The organism is Candidatus Pantoea communis (genome assembly GCF_011752685.1).
GTDB lineage: Bacteria > Pseudomonadota > Gammaproteobacteria > Enterobacterales > Enterobacteriaceae > Pantoea > Pantoea communis.
On the sequence record NZ_VWXC01000021.1, the window covers coordinates 24,874 to 42,357 of the forward strand.

Here is a 17,484-nt window from a genome sequence, read left to right on the forward strand (position 1 = left end):
GGGTTAGGCCCCCAGCATCTGCTTCACCAGTTCAACGCAGCGCAGGAAGCGCGTGTCGTAGTCATCCTCTTTGACATGGACGAAGTCGATATTGTTTTCACGCAACATGGTCACCAGCATCGACTGAAACTCGCGACGATCCATTGAGCTGCCCAGGCTGCGCAAACCGTCAGCCACCCACGGCACATTGTTCTCCAGCAAGATCACCAGATCGAAACGGTACTCATCGATCAGCGCCTGCACGAAAGGATGCTCGCGCCCTTCATACTTGAGGCAAAACGCCTGCGTGGTGACAAAATCGGTATCGATAAACGCCACTTTGCTGGCGTATTTCACTGCGAAATCAATGTACTGCGCCTGACCCAGCGCGATCTTATCGTAGTCAGAATACTGCAGCGCCATCTCATCGCCACCGAGGTGCGAGAAGACATAATCGCGACCGTATTCCCACGCACTGGTGGTGTTAAAGATGTTCGCCAGCTTGTTCACCAGCGTGGATTTGCCGCTGGATTCCCCGCCAAGGATCGCCACGGTGCGCACAAAGAACGGCTTCACTTCGGTGGGAATATATTCCCAGTAGCGGAAGGGATCCTGGCGAATCTGCCCGCCGCTGATGTTCATAAAGGATCGGTTGGGATCGATCACCACCGTCGAGATGCCGAGATGCTGTTGATACATCGCCGCATCCGGCTCTTCACTGGTGTAAATGCAATCCGGTTCAATCCCCTGCTCTGAGAGGAATTTCTTTACCCCTTCGCTCCACACATCCCAGCCGTGTGGATAAGGTTCGATCCCCTCTTCATCAAACGAGTGGATGCGGATGTTTTTCTGGTACTTGAAGGTCTGTAACAACCAGCGCAGGCGATCGCTGACGGTCGGCTGCTGCGACATGGCGCTGTTTTCAAACAGCTCGCGATCGCGCGGATCGTCATGGCCCATGATGATGTGCAGCTCATCCACCTGGCTGCAGGCGCGCTGGATCAGATAGATGTGGCCGGTGTGCAGCGGGTAGAACTTACCGAACACCACGCCAACGGTTTTGTCACGACGGGGGAATTCCAGCCCAAGAAATCGATGCAGTGCTTCCAGCTTTTGCGCGCTGGGGCTTTTGATTTTGGCATTCAGCAACTGGCTCAAGTAGCCTTTGGTCATCCCGCTGGCATCTGCAACCTGCTGCAGCGTATGGCCCTGCTGGCGTATGGCGGTTTTCAGGTAGTCGAACGATGACATTTGGTGCCTCCTGCATGGGAAAGAATGGGATGGGGCATGCGCTGGCCCTCACCCCGGCCCTCTCCATTTTACGTGAGAGGGAAAAGTCTGTGCGGTACGTTTATCAAGATGCGCATGAATGCGCACGCTACAGTGACGGTGAAAGGCAGGGGCGGCAGGTATGCCGCCCGGCGAAATTACAGCTCGTCTAATATCGCCAGCGCATCCGCCAGCTTCTTCGCGCTATACACCTTCATGCCTTCAATCGCTTTCTTCGGTGCATTGCCCGCCGGCACAATCGCACGTTTGAAACCGTGCTTGGCCGCTTCGGATATGCGCTCCTGACCACTTGGCACCGGACGTATCTCGCCCGCCAGCCCCACTTCGCCGAAGATCACCAGATCCTGCGGCAGCGGACGATCGCGTAAGCTTGATACCATTGCCAGCAGCAGCGCAAGGTCAGCACTGGTTTCGGTGACTTTCACACCGCCGACCACGTTGACGAACACATCCTGATCCGCCATCTGCAAACCACCGTGTCGATGCAGCACTGCCAGCAAAATCGCCAGACGGTTTTGCTCCAGGCCAACAGCGACGCGACGCGGGTTGCCCATCATCGAGTGATCCACCAGCGCCTGAATCTCCACCAGCAGCGGACGCGAACCTTCCCACACCACCATAACCGAACTGCCAGAGGTGACTTCATCTCCACGTGACAGGAAAATGGCTGACGGATTGCTGATTTCACGCATGCCCTGCTCGGTCATGGCAAACACACCCAATTCGTTCACCGCACCGAAGCGGTTTTTATGACTGCGCAGCGTGCGGAAACGGGAATCGGCATCGCCATCCAGCATCACTGAACAGTCGATGCAGTGCTCCAGCACTTTTGGCCCGGCCAGCGAGCCATCTTTGGTCACGTGGCCGACCATCACAATCGCGACGCCGCGTGTTTTAGCGAAGCGCGTCAGGTAAGCGGCAGTTTCACGCACCTGCGCTACGCTCCCGGGCGAAGACTGGATATCCGCCATGTGCATCACCTGTATGGAGTCGATAACCATCAGTTTCGGCTGCTCCTGCTCGGCGATCAGACAGATCTGCTCGATGCTGGTTTCCGACAACATATTCAGGTTTTCAGTGGGCAATCCCAGACGATGGGCGCGCATCGCGACCTGTTGCAGTGACTCTTCGCCAGTGACGTACAGGGTTTTCATCCCTTCGGACAGCTTGCACATCACCTGCAACAGCAGCGTCGATTTACCGGCTCCCGGATTACCTCCGATCAAAATCGCACTGCCTGGCACTACGCCGCCCCCCAACACGCGATCAAACTCTTTGAAGCTGGTGGAGAAACGCGGCACGGCTTCGAGGCTGATCTCGGACAGCTTCTGCACCCGGCCGGGTCCCGCGCTGCCGGCATAGCCACTCAGGCGCTCATTACGCGCTGCCGCAGGCGAGGCGGCAATACGCACCTCGGTGATGGTGTTCCACGCGTTGCAGGCGCTGCATTGCCCCTGCCAGCGTGGATAATCTGCGCCACACTCGTTACAAACGAAGGCGCGTTTTGCCGCTTTGGCCAAATCAAATCCTCAGTTAACGCTCTTCGTGAATCAGGCTGCCGGTCAGGATGCAGAACACCCCCATCAGATCGGCATGACGGATAATGATCGACGCCTGCTCATTCACTTTTGGTTTAGCATGGTAAGCGATACCCAATTCCGCCGCCTTGATCATCGGCAGATCGTTGGCGCCATCGCCAATCGCAACCGTTTGTTCTGGCGCGATTTCATGACGTTCAGCGAGATTCTTTAAGGTATCTGCTTTAAATTGGGCATCCACAATCTGCCCCAGCACTTCGCCCGTCAGCTTACCATCGCGCATTTCCAGCTCATTGGCGACGGCCGCAGCCAGATGCAATGTCTGACGCAAATGGTCGGCGTAGTAAGTGAAGCCGCCGGAGGCAATCGCCACCTGCCAGCCCAGCGCCTGCAGTTTATGCACCAGCGTGGTCAGGCCTGGCATCAGTGGCAGCGTATCGCGTACCTGCTTAAGGATGTTGGCATCAGCGCCCGCCAGTTTTGCCACGCGCTCACGCAGGCTGGCTTTGAAGTCCAGCTCACCGCGCATCGCGCGTTCGGTGACTTCTGACACCTGCTCGCCGCAGCCCGCCAGTTTGGCGATCTCATCGATGCATTCGATCTGAATCGCGGTGGAATCCATATCCATCACCAGCAATCCTGGGGTTTTCAGATGCGGGATCTTGCCAAGCGGCGCCACATCAAATCCCACATCGTGCGCCAGTTTGGTCGCACGGGGCGTCAGCGAACCGGCCAGACGAACCACCTGATACTCATCGACATTCCAGGCACTGACGATCACCATCGCCGCACCCAGCAGATGCTGATAATCGGTCAGTTTTTGTTTATCGAGTCCGCGCCCATACAGCAACCAGCCAGTCCGACCGGCACGGTAATCCAGCGGCATCACTTCATCACCGCTGAGAGAGAGGGGTAGACCCGGCCAGAGTGAAACATCGGCGGGCAGATCGCACCAGGTAAGACGATTTGGCATTACAGCTCCTGTAGGGACAACAAAACCACGCAAGAGGCTACCTTGTCTGCGCGGGTTCTGGCAACATAATTGCCAGCCTTTCTGCTGTTACGTCACACGGGTTTCTGATGGTTAAAACCGCACTGAAATTTCGCCTGCATCGCACGGTGATTGTTCTTATCTCGCTGGCCCTGTTAGTGGTGCTGATGCAAGGGGCATCCTGGTTCAGTCTCGGCCACCAAATGGCACGCTCTGAGCAGGTGGAAGAACTCGCGCATACGCTGACGCGTCAGGTGGCATTTAGCCTCAAACCGCTGATGGACAACAGCGACGACAACCGTACGCAAATCGAAGCCATCCTTAATCAGATGACCGATAATAGCCGCATTCTGGATGCCTCGGTGTATGCCGACGACGGCAGCCTGGTGGCGCACAGCGGCGAAAGCATTAACGTGCGCGATCGTCTGGCGCTGGATGGTAAACGTGCCGGCAGCTACTTCAACCATCAAATCGTGCAGCCGCTGGAAGGCAAAGAGGGGCCACAGGGATTCCTGCGCGTGACGCTGGATACCCACGTGCTGGTCACCGAATCACGCCAGGTGGACAACACCACCAACATTTTGCGGTTGATGATGCTGCTGGCGCTGGCGATTGGCATCATCCTGACACGCACCCTGCTGCGCGACCGCCGTACCCGCTGGCAGCAATCACCGTTCCTGCTCACCGCCAGCCGCGCGGTAAAAGAGGATAAGGAACGAGAGGAAGAAGAAGCGGCCACCAACTCAGAGAATGAAAAAAGCCTTTAAGCCATTTTGCGGATGGTCTCATCCAGCGTATCCAACTGCTGCCATGCTTGCGTGGCGATACGCTGGAAGTTGGCGCTGAACGTTTCGTCATCCGCAATCGCCTGCCAGTAGGTTTTCGCCATAGTGCTGGCAGCACGCCACACCTCACCTGGTAATGAAAAATCCAGCGTTAATGACAGTTCATCACGCATATGCCCCTGCGCGTTCGGTGCCAGTGCCATAGGCAGCATGTCGTAGGCTGGCGTCAGACTGAATTTTTCCTGGTCGGTGAAGAAAGACAAATTCCCTGCGTGCATATCAATGTTACCAATCAGGCGACCAAATGCCCATTGCAAGGTGCCACGCTGTAGGGTGACATCATCAATGCGCTGCTGATGGTGCAGTTCACGCAGCGCGGCAGGCCAGTGTTGTTGATGACCAACAAACTCTGCGCTGACGGCCTCAAGTGAACTCATCTCACGTCGACCACGCTCACCGATGCGATCAAAACGCTGCACTTCGAGAAATAACTGCTCTGCACCTTCAATCAACTGGCTCTGCGCCGCGGCCACGTCTGTAGCATGCAAATGCTTTAATGCCAGATGTTCCGCACGTAGCAAATCGCGCCAGCGCTGCGCATTATCACTGTGGCTCGCCACACTGAATTTCACCAGACAGTGACGATCGCCATTGTCTGTCGCGGCATAACAGAGGAATTTAGGTTGCTCCCCCCCCGCTGATGACCCGGGCTCATCCCCACTCAGCGCATGATGTGCTCGCTGCGGATACGTTAACGTTTTCTCTTTTTCGCTGATGGCGTGCGGTGCTTCCTGCTCTAACCAACGCTGATAGGTGCGTTCACCGATGATGAACGCGCCCGGCATATCGACACCACCGCTTGCCAACGCCATTATGCACTGATCATCACTCCACAGGCGAATGTCATCATTCAATCCTAATGGGTGGGCATTCTCTCTACCCCACTGACGACCAATAAAGCCCTGCGGGCGCATATCCTGTAAAAACCACGGCAACCCTTCGAAAAAGTGGCCTCGGCCCTGCTCATCCTGATGCAGGCAACTGCCCTGCGGCCAGGTGGGTAACAAAGCACCCGCGGGCTGCGCCTGGCCTTGTGCAGAAATGCGATACAGTGGGAAGCGGCTTTCGCCGCGAATCGGACGGAGCAAGGCATAACGCGTCGCGCGGGCTTTGCCCCATTTCAAGATTTGGGGCTGTTGTCGTAATTGCCGCGACAACGTCGCCTGACTAATGCCAGAGCGTTGCAGTAAATCGGCTGCACTGAGCGGTCCCGCTAGCAGCAAACTTTGCAGATCGGCCATTGTCGTTCACCCTATCAGCGTCTGATGAATAGATTCGTGAATAGATTTATGCATAGATTTTATCATAAAAAAAGCCCGCACAGCGGGCTTCTTCGAATCATCACAACGTTAACGGTGAATAGATACTTTTAGCATTCTGCCAGCAACGCCTGCAGCTCAGCCAGCGTCTTCACCTGCCAGGTCGGTTTGATATGTTCCGGCAACGGACGCGTGCCGTGATCGATCCAGCAAGTTTTCACTCCCGCATTCATGCCGCCCAGAATGTCAGACTCAGGTGTATCACCGACCATCAACACCCGGCTGCGATCCGGGTTGCCAAGCAACGCCAGCGTGTGGTCGAAAATCGCCACATCCGGCTTCGGTACGCCGACTTGCTCAGAAATCACCAGCTCATCAAAGAACTCGCGGAATCCGGTACGTTCCAGACGTGCCTGCTGCAAAGCGGTGAAGCCGTTGGTAATGATGGCGATCTTCACCTTTCCCTTCAGCGCATTGAGCAACTCAGCAGCACCGTCGAGAGGCAGGCAAATATCTGCCATGGCACTGAGAAAATCGCTGTTCAGCACTTCGGGCGCGACGCTGAGTTTCTCACCCCACAAGGTGAAACGACGTGTTTGCAACTGCAACGCCGAAATGGTGCCGTTTTGATAATCGACCCACAGCGGTTTGTTGACCGCCTGGTAATCGGCGTAATCCTGATCGCTGAAGTGCACTTCATAGCTGGCAAACATGCGCTGTAAACCGGCGTAAGCGTCAAAATGAAAAAGTGTGTCATCCGCATCAAACAGGATGCAGTCCCAGTCGTTTAACATAGTGTCCCTTTTTAGAGAGTGAGCGCCATGATAATGGCATCTTCACGGCCGTTGGCGGTGGGATAGTAGTTGGGGCGTACGCTGACCTGATGGAAATCCAGTTGCTCATACAGTGCAATCGCCGGGTGATTCGAGGCTCGCACCTCAAGCCACAGCGTCATGACATCGCGCTTTTCCAGCTCAGCAATCAAATGTTTCAGCAGCTGGCGCGCATAGCCACGGCGCTGAAAATCGGGATCGACCGCAATGTTGAACAGCGAGGCTTCATCCAGCACCACTTGCGTAATGGCGAACCCTGCCAGTTTACCCTCGGCTTCCAGACGATAATTCACAAAACGTTCGCCCTGATTACTGGCAAACGTCTGCTCGCTCCACGGAAAAGCGTGGCTGCGACGTTCAATGGCCAGCAGCTGCGGCTGGTCTTCAGGGGTGACTAAAGAGATGGCTGTCATGGTTACACATCTGTTGCCACAGGGCGCGTTTTGCCGCACCACTGCTGATTAATTCGTTGAAAACGGCGGTGGAAAAGGTGATGCCGTTAAAGGTGTATTCGCTCTCGACGCCCAGCAACCAACCGGCACAATCCACCTGCTCAGGCAGCATCGGCAACTGTTCCGGCGTCAGCGTCATCACCTGCGAAGGCTGAATATTCAGGGCATGCAGGACATCGCGAATTAAGGGTTCCTGCAGCGCGGGGGCATGCTCAGCCACCAACACCAGGCGGGTGTCCGGGGCCAGCGTCACGGCAATTTCGCCCTGCAGCACGCGCGGACGCCGCAATTGATACTGCGTAATCCCCATTTGCTGTAGAAGCCAGTCGCGCCTTGTGCTCATGCTATTACCCGTTATGCTGCCAGAATGCGACGCTATGCTAGCAAACCCATCGAACATGCGCCAACAAAGCACTATAATCCCCGCTCTGATTTAACAGGAGCGTTCCATGTCTGCTTTTACCCCGGCCAGCGAAGTCATTCTGCGCCACAGTGATGAATTTACCGCCCGCCATGTTTTGTTTGCTGGCGACCTGCAGGATGACCTGCCCGCCCAGCTGGAAACCGCATCAACGCGCGTGCACACCCAGCAGTACCATCACTGGCAGAACCTGAGCCGTCGCCTCGGTGAACGTGCGGTTTACAGCATGGTGGCCACTGCCGCTGATGTTGAAGGCTGCGATACGCTGGTTTATTTCTGGACGAAGAACAAGCCAGAAGCGCAGTTCCAGCTGCAAAACCTGCTGTCGCTGATGCCGGTCGGCTGCGATATCTTTGTGGTCGGTGAAAACCGCAGCGGCGTGCGCAGTGCAGAAGGCATGCTGGAAGAGTGGGCGAAACTGGAAAAAGTCGACAGCGCGCGTCGTTGCGGTCTCTATCATGGTCGTCTGGATACAAAGCCAACCTTTGATGCCAGCAGCTACGGCAATACTTACATGATCGAGCACCTTACCATCCACACGCTGCCGGGCGTCTTCAGCCGCGATGGACTGGATATCGGCAGCGATCTGCTGCTCTCCACGCTGGAGCCGCACTTCCGTGGCAAAGTGCTGGATATCGGCTGTGGCAGCGGCGTGCTGGCCACCGTGATGGCGCAAATCTCTCCACGCATCCGTTTGTGGCTGTGTGATGTACACGCCGCAGCGATTGAAGCCAGTAAACTGACGCTGGCCGCCAACGAACTGGAAGGTGAAGTATTCGCCAGTAACGTCTTCTCGGATGTCACCGGCCGCTTCGATATGATCATCTCCAACCCACCGTTCCATGATGGCCTGCAAACCAGCCTTGATGCGGCCAACACGCTGATTCGTGGCGCGCTTAAGCATCTGAACAGCGGCGGTGAATTGCGTATTGTCGCCAACGCCTTCCTGCCTTATCCGCAGATTCTGGATGAGACCTTCGGCAACCACGAAGTGCTGGCGCAGACCGGGCGTTTTAAGGTGTACCGTGCAGTGTACGGTCGCGGTGCTAAAACGCGTAAATAACGCATTTTGATCTTCATGACGGTGAAAATGTTGTTTTTTGCAGCAATCGTTTCATCGTCGTGAAATATGTATTGACGCAAAGAGTAAAATCTCTAGAATGCGCCTCCGTGGTTAGCAATACTTTAGAGTGTTGCAGGGTACGCGACGGTGGCGGAATTGGTAGACGCGCTAGCTTCAGGTGTTAGTGTCCTTACGGACGTGAGGGTTCAAGTCCCTCCCCTCGCACCAATAATCACAAAGTTTATATCATAGCACTGAGCGATGGTGGCGGAATTGGTAGACGCGCTAGCTTCAGGTGTTAGTGTTCTTACGGACGTGAGGGTTCAAGTCCCTCCCTTCGCACCAATGCGATGGTATAAACAAGACAAGTAAAGACAACACAATGCGATGGTGGCGGAATTGGTAGACGCGCTAGCTTCAGGTGTTAGTGTTCTTACGGACGTGAGGGTTCAAGTCCCTCCCTTCGCACCACGTTGTCTGAATTGCCTGCCCCTTCTGGTAGTAAAATTCCCATTTGAATCAAAAGAAAATATCACGCACTGAGCGTGATGTTGTCGTTTCTGTCATCCTGAAAGCAGGATCAGATGATATGGAAATTCACGGTGACCGCCGCCGCCCCGCCCGCCAATGCCAGACAAGAAGGCAGCAGCAAATAATGACGCAGACGATGATGGAACAACATCACTACTGTCATCAACAGCGCAACAATCATCACCACGCGCCACTGGCTGAAACTCGGCTCCCACAGCGCAAAAATCGGTAAAGCCGCACAGGGCAACAAGACTCCCCAACCGCTGTCTAGCCGCTTACCCATCATCCAGCTCACGCCCCATAAGCCGCAGGCAGCCATCATCGCCATGATCATCGCGCAACCCTCAAATGATAAATATTCGTATTATCATATGACAATATTTCTCATCTTGCAGCGAATTTTTTATCGAGGGATGCGTTGGATGACAGATTTACTGGAAAATGCTAAATTGCCGCCGATAACTATTTCGATAACACGTCAATAACGTGCTCACTATCCGATTTGCGGGAGTATTTCCCACGGGTAGCGCTTTGATATTTCAGGGCTGTGAAGAGTAATAATAATGAAATTACAATCTTATGATGAGTTGAAACACAGCAAATATCGGCTTTCGCTGATGCTCTTTTTGTTTTTAAATGTCGCCGTTTCGCTTTTTTGCCTGTTACCTTTTTTAGGCACAGATAGCCCGGTAAGCTCGCTGCCAGTAGGCATTGTCGCGGCTTTCAGCCTGACGTTACTGACCGTTTGTCTGATGATGCCAAAACGGAAATTACCGCTATTAAATCCTGTTGCCATGATATTAGGTGCGCTCTGGGCATGGCACATTAACCACAGGTATCATCAGGTTTTTTATTTTGATGGCAGCTTTTTAATAATCAGCTTGTTAAGCGTATTTTTCGTCAGTGCCATTGCGCTCAGTGATTATTTGATCGCATTTTGTTTACACATTACGCCCCCCGTATTAACCGTATTGTTATTAGATGATGGTCAGCATTTAATGATGATCATTTTTACGATCACGCTGCCGTTGATTGGTTTCTCGCTGCATCATTTAATGCGCCGCCGTTTTGATACTTTTACCCGACGACTGGTAAGCCAGCTGTATGAGGAAAAAGAGAGTTTTAGCGATTTGAGTATGCTGGATCCGCTCACTGGTTTGTATAACCGCCGTGGCCTGAAAAATCGCCTCGACACCATCCTGGAAAACCACGCGGGCAGTCATTACGTACTGCTGCTGGATATTGACCACTTCAAAGCCTACAACGACAACTACGGTCATGCGATGGGCGATCAGGCGCTGGCGCGGGTATCGGTTGCCATTCGTGATGCCGTGCGTTCACGCGATGTGGTAACACGGTATGGCGGTGAAGAGTTTCTGGTGCTGATGACCAACGTTAACGCCTCGATTGCGATGAAGCTGGCGGAGCGCATTCGTCAGTACGTAGTGGACCTCGAAATCCCGCATCGCTTTAATGAAAAGGTCTCCACTCATGTCACCATCAGTGCCGGGATCGCGCCTATTTTTGGCGATGAGTTTGACCAGGCGGTGGCAAATGCTGACCGCGCATTATACGTCGCGAAAAATCAGGGGCGTAACACCATACTCGCCTGGGAAGATTTGCCGAGGCTGACGCAAGTCAGTAATGACCTGATGTAACCGGTAGATGAGCGAAGCCATTTATCACGGAGCGGCATCGGATCCTGATAAGTGGTGCCATCCCCCTTCTTCGCTTGATGACATCTTGTTCGCATTGACAGTAACGATTATCATTTGCCTCACGATTCCCGTTATCACTCAGGACCGGCATGACCATCATCACGCGTCAGGATCATCGCTTTAGCGACCATCCTCTGATCTTTATGCAGAGCGACCGCAGCTTAGCGAGCGCACTGGAAGATCTGATGCGTGATCAACGAAGCTACATGCTGGATAACGTCAAACTCGGCCAGGCCGCTCCCGCAGGGACCTTGACGCTGGCCGAGTGGTCCACTCCGCTGCACTATCGTCGCCTGACACAGCGCTATAGCGATTATCTCTATCGCAATCACCCTGATGTGCAACAGGAAGCCAAACCGCTGCAGTCACTTTGGGCACAATGGTATTTTGGCTTGCTGTTGGCCCCGCTGATGCTGATGTTGCTGCAGGAGCCGCGGGCATTGAAGTGCGCCCCCCATCTGATTCATGTGGAGTTTCATGAAAACGGCCATCCCTGTGCTTTCTGGATTGATGTGCAGGAAGATGAAGAGGCGCGTTACCTGAGTGCACAGCAGCGTATTGACCGCCTGATTCAGCAATGCCTGATCCCGGCTGTCAACGGCATGACGCAGCACGGTGATATCAACGCCAAACTCATCTGGAACAACATGGGTTATTCGTTTTACTGGTTCCTCGGTGAACTGAAAGGCCAGTTATCCGCGCCCGTCATCACTCAGCTGGAACAGGCATTGTTCTTCACCCAGACGCTGCTGGATGGCAGCGACAATCCGCTTTATCGCACCATGATCCCGCGTCATGGCGAGATGGAACGTCGCAGTTGCTGCCAGCGCTATCGCATTCCGGACGTGGAACGCTGTGGTAACTGCACGTTAAAAGTGGTTTAACCTGCGCGCATTCTGTTACAGATTCTCTTTTTATCCCGTTTACACTTTTCCCCCCTTATGGCAGCTTTTAGGCTCTGTTTTTACCGGAGAAAAAAATGAGCCTGGAGTCGGTACGGCACTTCTTTGCCGAACATGCACCGGATATCGACATCATCGAGATGCCGGAAAGCACCGCCACGGTAGAACTGGCCGCACGCGTCCATGGCGTGATGCCGGGGCAAATCGCCAAAACCCTGTCGTTGAAGGTGAAGGATGCCATTGTGCTGATCGTCACGCGCGGTGATGCCCGCCTCGACAACCGCAAGCTGAAAGCCGCACTCGGCGCTAAGGCCCGCATGTTGAGTGTGGATGAGGTGGTGAACTGGACCGGACATCCGGTGGGCGGCGTCTGCCCCTTTGGACTGGAAAATCCGCTGACCGTTTATTGTGATGTGACCCTGCGCGGTTTTGATGAAGTGCTGCCCGCGGCAGGTTCGATTCACAGTGCAGTGCGCATTTCGCCGCAGCGCATGGCTGAGCTGACTGCGGCGAAATGGGTCGACGTCTGCGAGGCGCTTTAACGCTGTTCGCGCGCCACGGCACCGGATATTTCGATACCCCGCGTCTCTCGCCCGAAGGCGACAAACACGCAAATCAGCACCGCCACCGTACCGGCAACGATTGCCATCCCTAGGCCGTAGTTGCCGCCGTGAGCCTCGGCAATGCGTGACTGCAAGGTCGCATTGACCGAGGCAATCAGATTACCCAACTGATAAACAAAGCCCGGCAGTACCGCACGTGCATTCGCAGGCACCAGTTCGGTAAGATAGGTCGGCACCACGCCCCATGCGCCCTGCACCATAAACTGCATCAGGAACGCGCCGATGCCAATCATCCAGGATCCGCTGGAGAACGCCCACAGCGGCAACACCGGCAACGCAAGGAAGGAGGCAAGGATAATCGCTTTCTTACGGCCAATGCGTTCTGACAACGCACCAAAGGTAATCCCGCCCAGCATCGCCGCAATGTTGTAGCTGATGGCGATGATGCTCACGGTGTGCGGATCAAACTGATGCTGCACTTTCAGGAAAGTCGGATAGAGATCCTGGGTGCCATGGCTAAAGAAGTTAAAGCACGCCATCAGCAGCACCATGTAGATGCAGATTTTCCAGTGCTGACGAATAATCGGCAGCAGCGCCGTGCTCTCTTTACGCTCGCGTGCAGCCAGCCAGACCGGGGATTCCGGCACTTTAAAATAGATAAACGGCAGCAGCAGAATCGGCAATGCGCCAATCAGGAACATGCCGCGCCAGCCTACCGACTCGAAAAACAGCCCAAAAATGATCGAGGCCAGCAAGTAGCCACAAGGGTAGCCCGCCTGGAAGATGCCGGACATCAGCCCACGCGAGCGATCCGGAATGGTTTCCATTGCCAGTGACGATGCCACGCCCCAGATGCCGCCCATCGCCACGCCGTAAATCACGCGGAAGGCGAGGAAGGCGGTGAAGTTCGGTGACCATGCAGAGAGCAGCTCAAACAGTGAGAACATCACGATATTGAGCATCAGAATCGGGCGGCGGCCATACTTCTCCGCCAGACGGCCAAAAATCAGCGCGCCAATTGGTCGAACCGCCAGCGTGAGCATAATGGCAACAGAAACATCGGAGACGCTGGTGTTGAAATACTGGGCAAGATCGCTGAGTACAAACACCAGGATAAAGAAGTCGAACGCATCCAGCGTCCAGCTGGTGAAACTGGCAAACGCCACGTTTCGCTGGGTCGCAGTCCAGTTGAACATAGGGGTATCCTGTCTGATTAGCTTCCGGTTCATTGACCAGAATTTATTGGAACGTTATCCGGCGAATGATTTCGCTGGTTATTATTGTGTTAACTATTTGTATATAGCATGTCAGAAAGGAGCGCTGCGGCGGGGAATTGTCAGGGAGTGATTCGCGGTGTAAGTAAGCATGTCATGGAGTGAAACATTGCACCGCCGTACAGCAGTGCCATCTGAAAGGGCAAATTCCTGGCGGTATGGCAGGAAGACGGGGGCGGCTCAGTGTGCCGCACCCATCTATGGGCATTCAGCGCTGCAGTTGATTAAACGCCTTTTCAATCATCTCCAGCAGCAACGGATTGTTGACGTTCTGCATCACGTGCACCAATGCCCCGGTCTGCTCCGGCACGCCAATGTCCAGGCGCAGTGGCGACCGATACCGCCAGCTCTTGCCGCGCGTTGCGCCAGCGCGTAACTCAATATCGACAAAGTAATCCACCCCATCCGCCACGCGCTGATTCAATAGCCAGGCAATCACCAGCGCATCGTGGATCCAGCAGCCTGGCAGATGGCGGGTGCGAATCGAGTAATCAATCCACGGGCGCAACGTTTCACGGACAAATTGCGGTAACGGATGATCGTTGGTCGTCAGACGATTAAGATCCTGATGGGTCATCAATGTTTGTGTCGTGGCGTCCATCGGCACCAGCGTGATGGCTGCACCGCTGTGCAGCACCTGATGCGCCGCTTCGGGATCCAGACCAAAGTTGGTGTCTTTGATGTAATCATCTAAAGCGAACACCCCACCCATGATCACAATCTCCGCCACCGATTCGGCCATTTGCGGATAGCGCTGCAGCGCCTGCGCCACGTTGGTCAGCGGACCGATTGCCACCAGGGTGAATTCGCCAGGATTATCGCAAATCAGCTGGCCCATCACGCCTGCGGCATCATTGCCATCTGCCGCGAGCAACTGCGGCTTACGCACGCCCCGCCACAGTTCAGCGAGGTTCGCATCCTTGACGCCATCGAGGCGTGCGCGCCAGGGGGCGGGGTCTTCGCGGAGTGCCTGCAACGCGCCCTGCACTACGGGAATATTCAGCCCTAATCGCTGGAGTAAATCTTTGGCAACCTGCGCCCCTACCGCACTCGGCGTATTGCCAGTGACGGTGGTAATCAGTTCAACCGACAGCGAAGGTGATGCCAACGCCAGTGCCAGCGCCAGGCCGTCATCGGTGTTCGCCCCTGCAATTCCATTTCCCGGATCACAATCAATAATCAGTCTTTTCATAATGTTATAGGTTTATTTTTGTTGAGTAAGCAGGCAGCCGCAGGACTCACCGATTTCAAGATGGTGAGGGAACTCTGCCAGCTGGGCTTCGCCATCCCCATTTTTCAGCATGGCGATAGCGCTGCGTGCCATTTCCCGCAGCGGTTGACGTACCGTCGTCAATGTCGGGACATGGAATGCAGATTGATCGGTGCCGTTAAAGCACACCAGGGCGACATCCTGCGGCACGCGCAAACCGTGTTCAGAGAGCGCACGGATACAGCCAATCGCCTGGCCCTCATTGCTGGTAAACAGCGCGCGCGGCACCTGTCCGCTGGCAATCATACGTTTTGTGGCGTCATAACCGCCTTGTCGCGAGTAGCTGGCAGGGAAAATCAGGGCTTCATCTGCCTGCAGGCCTTTTTCTGCCATGGCATCGCGCCAGCCCTGAATACGATCCTGGGCATTCAACATCTCCAGCGGACCGCTGATCATGCCAACCTGTTGATAACCGTGGCTGAGCAGATGTTCAGTCACCTGACGCGAGGCCTCGCGCTCATTGACCCGCAACATGCTCACGCCAGGACGGGGGGCAACGCGATCCAGCATCACCAGCGGTGTACCACTGGCCTGAATCACATCAATGTATGGGTGGCGGTCGACACTGGTATAAAACAGGCCATCCACCTGACGATTCAGCAAGCCCTGAATCAGTTCCAGCTCACGCTTGCGATCATCTCCGGCATCCCCCAGCAGCATCACGTGACCGTGATCCAGCGACTCCTGCAGCAGCATATGCGCCATCGAAGCCACGAAGGGGTTGCTGATATTCGGCACTACCAGGCCAAAGGTTTTGGTGCTGCCGGATGCCAATGCTCGCGCCACCGCATTCGGTCGATAGCCCGTCTGTTTAATTGCTTCCAGCACGCGCAGCCGCGTGGCTTCCGCCACCGGGCGCGGTCCGTTGTTGATCACGTAGCTCACCACCGCCACTGAGGTGCCGGCGGCTTTCGCCACATCGCTACGTGTTACATTTCCGCCTGGGGATTTCGCCAATGCTCTTGCCTCTGCATGAGTGCCATTGGCCGGAATAACCGGCCAATGGCACTGTTTCACTTACAGCGTGTTGCGCGTCAGATCGCATCTTCCGGTAGATTCAGATCGCGCCCACGCGTTTCCGGTGCCACAAACGTGGTCAGAAAACCGATGGTCGCCATCGCCGAGAAGTACACGGCAATCGCCCACCAGTGTCCGGTGAACGATAACAGCGCCGCAGCCACCAAAGGTGCTGTCCCTCCAGAAAGGATAGACCCCAGCTCTTTTGCCACCGCCATCTTGGTGTAACGGTGTTTGACACCAAACATTTCCACACCCCACGCGGCCTGCACCCCAAAAATACCGAGGGAAGCCAGCGCCATGCCCACGACCATCACCGGGATCACAATCGCCGGGTCACGGCTGTCCATCAGGCTGAATGCCGGCCAGGCGTAAATCATCAGCAGCAGACAGAAACCACGATAGGTGATACGGCGGCCAAAGCGGTCAGACATCCAACCGGCAAACGGAATAATCAGGAAACCCAGCAGCGAGGCAATAAACACCGCCGTCGTTGGCACCGACTTATCGAGCATTAGCACTTTCGCAACATAACCGACGATAAAGCCCTGCGCCAGATAGGAAGGACCGTTTTCGCCGATACGTAAGCCGACCATCGTCCAGAACGCACGGCTGCGCTGCCAGAAACTGCGGGTATCAACCTCGGCGGCGGCATGCTGCAATGTGGCGCTACGCTCTGCCTGCAGTTGCGCCTGCTGGCGCTCAAACACCGGGGTTTCACGCAGATGGCGACGCAGCCATAACGCGACCACGGCAATCAGCACGCTACTGAGGAACGGAATACGCCATCCCCAATCCAGCAAGGTTTGTTTATCCATCTGAATCACGGCAAGCCACACCAGCGAAGCGATCAGCGTGCCACTATTCGAGCCGAGGGCAATCACGGAAGAGACCAGACCGCGACGCGCAACCGGGGCATATTCGCCCAGCATCACGGTGCCACCAGACAGTTCCGCACCGGCGCCCAACCCTTGGGTAAAGCGCAACAGCACCAGACAAGCGGGTGCCCAGACGCCGATCGTGGCGTAAGAAGGGATGAGACCAATCAAGGTTGTCGATGCGCCCATCAGGATGATGGTGGCGATCATCACGGTCTTGCGACCTTTGCGGTCACCGATCCAGCCAAACAGCAGCGCACCAATTGGACGTGCAATAAACCCGACGGACCAGGTGGCAAAGCTGGAGAGCAGCGCCATAGCGGGTGTGGCATTGGGGAAAAACACATCGCCAAAGATGATGCCTGCTGCCAGGCCATAGAGTGCGAAATCCGCATACTCCATTGCCGTGCCGAGCCAGCAAGAGAAGGTGGCGCGCCAGAAATCTTTGCGGCCAGAAGAGGTTTCCAGCCGCATGTCAGCAGCTGAAGAGGTGCTCAGTGAAGTTTGTTGCGAAACGGACTGATGTACCGTCATGACCTTTTCCCTGAAATAGGTGAAAACAGCAAACGCCCTTCCGTGGGACGGTTCCCTTGCAACAAGCGGAACTCCCCGGTGAAGACGTTCAGTAGGCAAACCTGGATGAAAGTCAAAAGAACTCCC

At 55.2% G+C, this 17,484-nt stretch carries 17 protein-coding genes and 3 tRNA genes; 8 read left to right on the forward strand and 12 right to left on the reverse strand.

The features are described 5' to 3' along the window. Positions 1 to 3 precede the first annotated feature (3 nt). The 3 genes from nadR to serB all read right to left on the reverse strand — a co-directional run bounded on the left by nadR (position 4) and on the right by serB (position 3,780). Positions 4 to 1,230 (reverse strand): multifunctional transcriptional regulator/nicotinamide-nucleotide adenylyltransferase/ribosylnicotinamide kinase NadR, encoded by a 1,227-nt coding sequence (nadR, locus tag F3J37_RS22260; RefSeq protein WP_034826244.1) that lies wholly within the window; start codon positions 1,228 to 1,230, stop codon positions 4 to 6. A gap of 176 nt (positions 1,231 to 1,406) precedes the next feature. Beyond that, on the reverse strand, positions 1,407 to 2,789 hold the full coding sequence (gene radA, locus F3J37_RS22265; RefSeq protein WP_034826249.1) for a DNA repair protein RadA: 1,383 nt from the start codon (positions 2,787 to 2,789) through the stop codon (positions 1,407 to 1,409). A 13-nt stretch (positions 2,790 to 2,802) separates the two neighbouring features. After that, positions 2,803 to 3,780 (reverse strand): phosphoserine phosphatase, encoded by a 978-nt coding sequence (gene serB / locus F3J37_RS22270; RefSeq protein ID WP_166935903.1) that lies wholly within the window; start codon positions 3,778 to 3,780, stop codon positions 2,803 to 2,805. Between the two features lie 107 nt (positions 3,781 to 3,887). Here serB and F3J37_RS22275 point away from each other — a divergent pair, with 107 nt between their 5' ends. Beyond that, complete coding sequence (locus tag F3J37_RS22275; protein ID WP_097118295.1) at positions 3,888 to 4,565, forward strand: YtjB family periplasmic protein; 678 nt, start codon at positions 3,888 to 3,890, stop codon at positions 4,563 to 4,565. On the opposite strand, the gene yjjJ is transcribed toward F3J37_RS22275, so the two are convergent. The 4 genes from yjjJ to F3J37_RS22295 form a co-directional block, all read right to left on the reverse strand. Next, positions 4,562 to 5,884: a type II toxin-antitoxin system HipA family toxin YjjJ gene (gene yjjJ / locus F3J37_RS22280; protein ID WP_166935905.1), complete on the reverse strand. Its 1,323-nt coding sequence runs from the start codon at positions 5,882 to 5,884 to the stop codon at positions 4,562 to 4,564. The genes F3J37_RS22275 and yjjJ overlap by 4 nt on opposite strands. Before the next feature lie 128 nt (positions 5,885 to 6,012). After that, entirely contained in the window at positions 6,013 to 6,696 is a 684-nt protein-coding gene (gene yjjG / locus F3J37_RS22285; RefSeq protein WP_166935907.1) for a pyrimidine 5'-nucleotidase, read from the reverse strand. Between the two features lie 11 nt (positions 6,697 to 6,707). Further along, positions 6,708 to 7,148 (reverse strand): ribosomal protein S18-alanine N-acetyltransferase, encoded by a 441-nt coding sequence (gene rimI / locus F3J37_RS22290; RefSeq protein ID WP_166935909.1) that lies wholly within the window; start codon positions 7,146 to 7,148, stop codon positions 6,708 to 6,710. Continuing rightward, on the reverse strand, positions 7,120 to 7,530 hold the full coding sequence (locus F3J37_RS22295; RefSeq protein ID WP_166935911.1) for a DNA polymerase III subunit psi: 411 nt from the start codon (positions 7,528 to 7,530) through the stop codon (positions 7,120 to 7,122). The genes rimI and F3J37_RS22295 overlap by 29 nt, the downstream gene beginning before the upstream one ends. A gap of 106 nt (positions 7,531 to 7,636) precedes the next feature. On the opposite strand from F3J37_RS22295, the gene rsmC reads away from it, so the two are divergent. From rsmC to F3J37_RS22315, 4 genes are all read left to right on the forward strand, one after another. After that, on the forward strand, positions 7,637 to 8,671 hold the full coding sequence (gene rsmC / locus F3J37_RS22300) for a 16S rRNA (guanine(1207)-N(2))-methyltransferase RsmC (protein ID WP_166935913.1): 1,035 nt from the start codon (positions 7,637 to 7,639) through the stop codon (positions 8,669 to 8,671). 141 nt (positions 8,672 to 8,812) lie between these two features. Further along, positions 8,813 to 8,899, forward strand: a tRNA-Leu gene (locus F3J37_RS22305). Positions 8,900 to 8,929: 30 nt separating this feature from the next. Next, positions 8,930 to 9,016: transfer RNA gene (locus F3J37_RS22310), tRNA-Leu, on the forward strand. Positions 9,017 to 9,055: 39 nt separating this feature from the next. Next, positions 9,056 to 9,142 (forward strand) — tRNA-Leu (locus F3J37_RS22315). A 109-nt stretch (positions 9,143 to 9,251) separates the two neighbouring features. On the opposite strand, the gene F3J37_RS22320 is transcribed toward F3J37_RS22315, so the two are convergent. Further along, positions 9,252 to 9,536 (reverse strand): DUF1435 domain-containing protein, encoded by a 285-nt coding sequence (locus F3J37_RS22320; protein WP_097118291.1) that lies wholly within the window; start codon positions 9,534 to 9,536, stop codon positions 9,252 to 9,254. Positions 9,537 to 9,765: 229 nt separating this feature from the next. Here F3J37_RS22320 and F3J37_RS22325 point away from each other — a divergent pair, with 229 nt between their 5' ends. The 3 genes from F3J37_RS22325 (at position 9,766) to F3J37_RS22335 (ending at position 12,364) form a co-directional block, all read left to right on the forward strand. Further along, complete coding sequence (locus tag F3J37_RS22325; protein WP_034826268.1) at positions 9,766 to 10,860, forward strand: GGDEF domain-containing protein; 1,095 nt, start codon at positions 9,766 to 9,768, stop codon at positions 10,858 to 10,860. 149 nt (positions 10,861 to 11,009) lie between these two features. After that, positions 11,010 to 11,804 carry a siderophore-iron reductase FhuF gene (gene fhuF / locus F3J37_RS22330; protein WP_160868543.1) on the forward strand — a complete coding sequence of 265 codons (795 nt, stop codon included), beginning with the start codon at positions 11,010 to 11,012 and terminating at the stop codon, positions 11,802 to 11,804. A gap of 95 nt (positions 11,805 to 11,899) precedes the next feature. Beyond that, positions 11,900 to 12,364 (forward strand): YbaK/EbsC family protein, encoded by a 465-nt coding sequence (locus F3J37_RS22335; protein WP_034826269.1) that lies wholly within the window; start codon positions 11,900 to 11,902, stop codon positions 12,362 to 12,364. On the opposite strand, the gene F3J37_RS22340 is transcribed toward F3J37_RS22335, so the two are convergent. The 4 genes from F3J37_RS22340 to F3J37_RS22355 form a co-directional block, all read right to left on the reverse strand. Beyond that, positions 12,361 to 13,614 carry an MFS transporter gene (locus F3J37_RS22340; RefSeq protein ID WP_205299024.1) on the reverse strand — a complete coding sequence of 418 codons (1,254 nt, stop codon included), beginning with the start codon at positions 13,612 to 13,614 and terminating at the stop codon, positions 12,361 to 12,363. The two genes, F3J37_RS22335 and F3J37_RS22340, sit on opposite strands and share 4 nt — an antisense overlap. 253 nt (positions 13,615 to 13,867) lie before the next feature. Next, positions 13,868 to 14,851 (reverse strand): nucleoside hydrolase, encoded by a 984-nt coding sequence (locus F3J37_RS22345; RefSeq protein ID WP_160868542.1) that lies wholly within the window; start codon positions 14,849 to 14,851, stop codon positions 13,868 to 13,870. A 12-nt stretch (positions 14,852 to 14,863) separates the two neighbouring features. Then, a complete protein-coding gene (locus F3J37_RS22350; RefSeq protein ID WP_166935917.1) occupies positions 14,864 to 15,886 on the reverse strand; it encodes a LacI family DNA-binding transcriptional regulator in 1,023 nt (340 codons plus the stop codon). Between the two features lie 77 nt (positions 15,887 to 15,963). Next, positions 15,964 to 17,358, reverse strand: a complete 1,395-nt coding sequence (locus F3J37_RS22355) for an MFS transporter (protein WP_166935919.1) — start codon at positions 17,356 to 17,358, stop codon at positions 15,964 to 15,966. Positions 17,359 to 17,484: the final 126 nt, after the last annotated feature.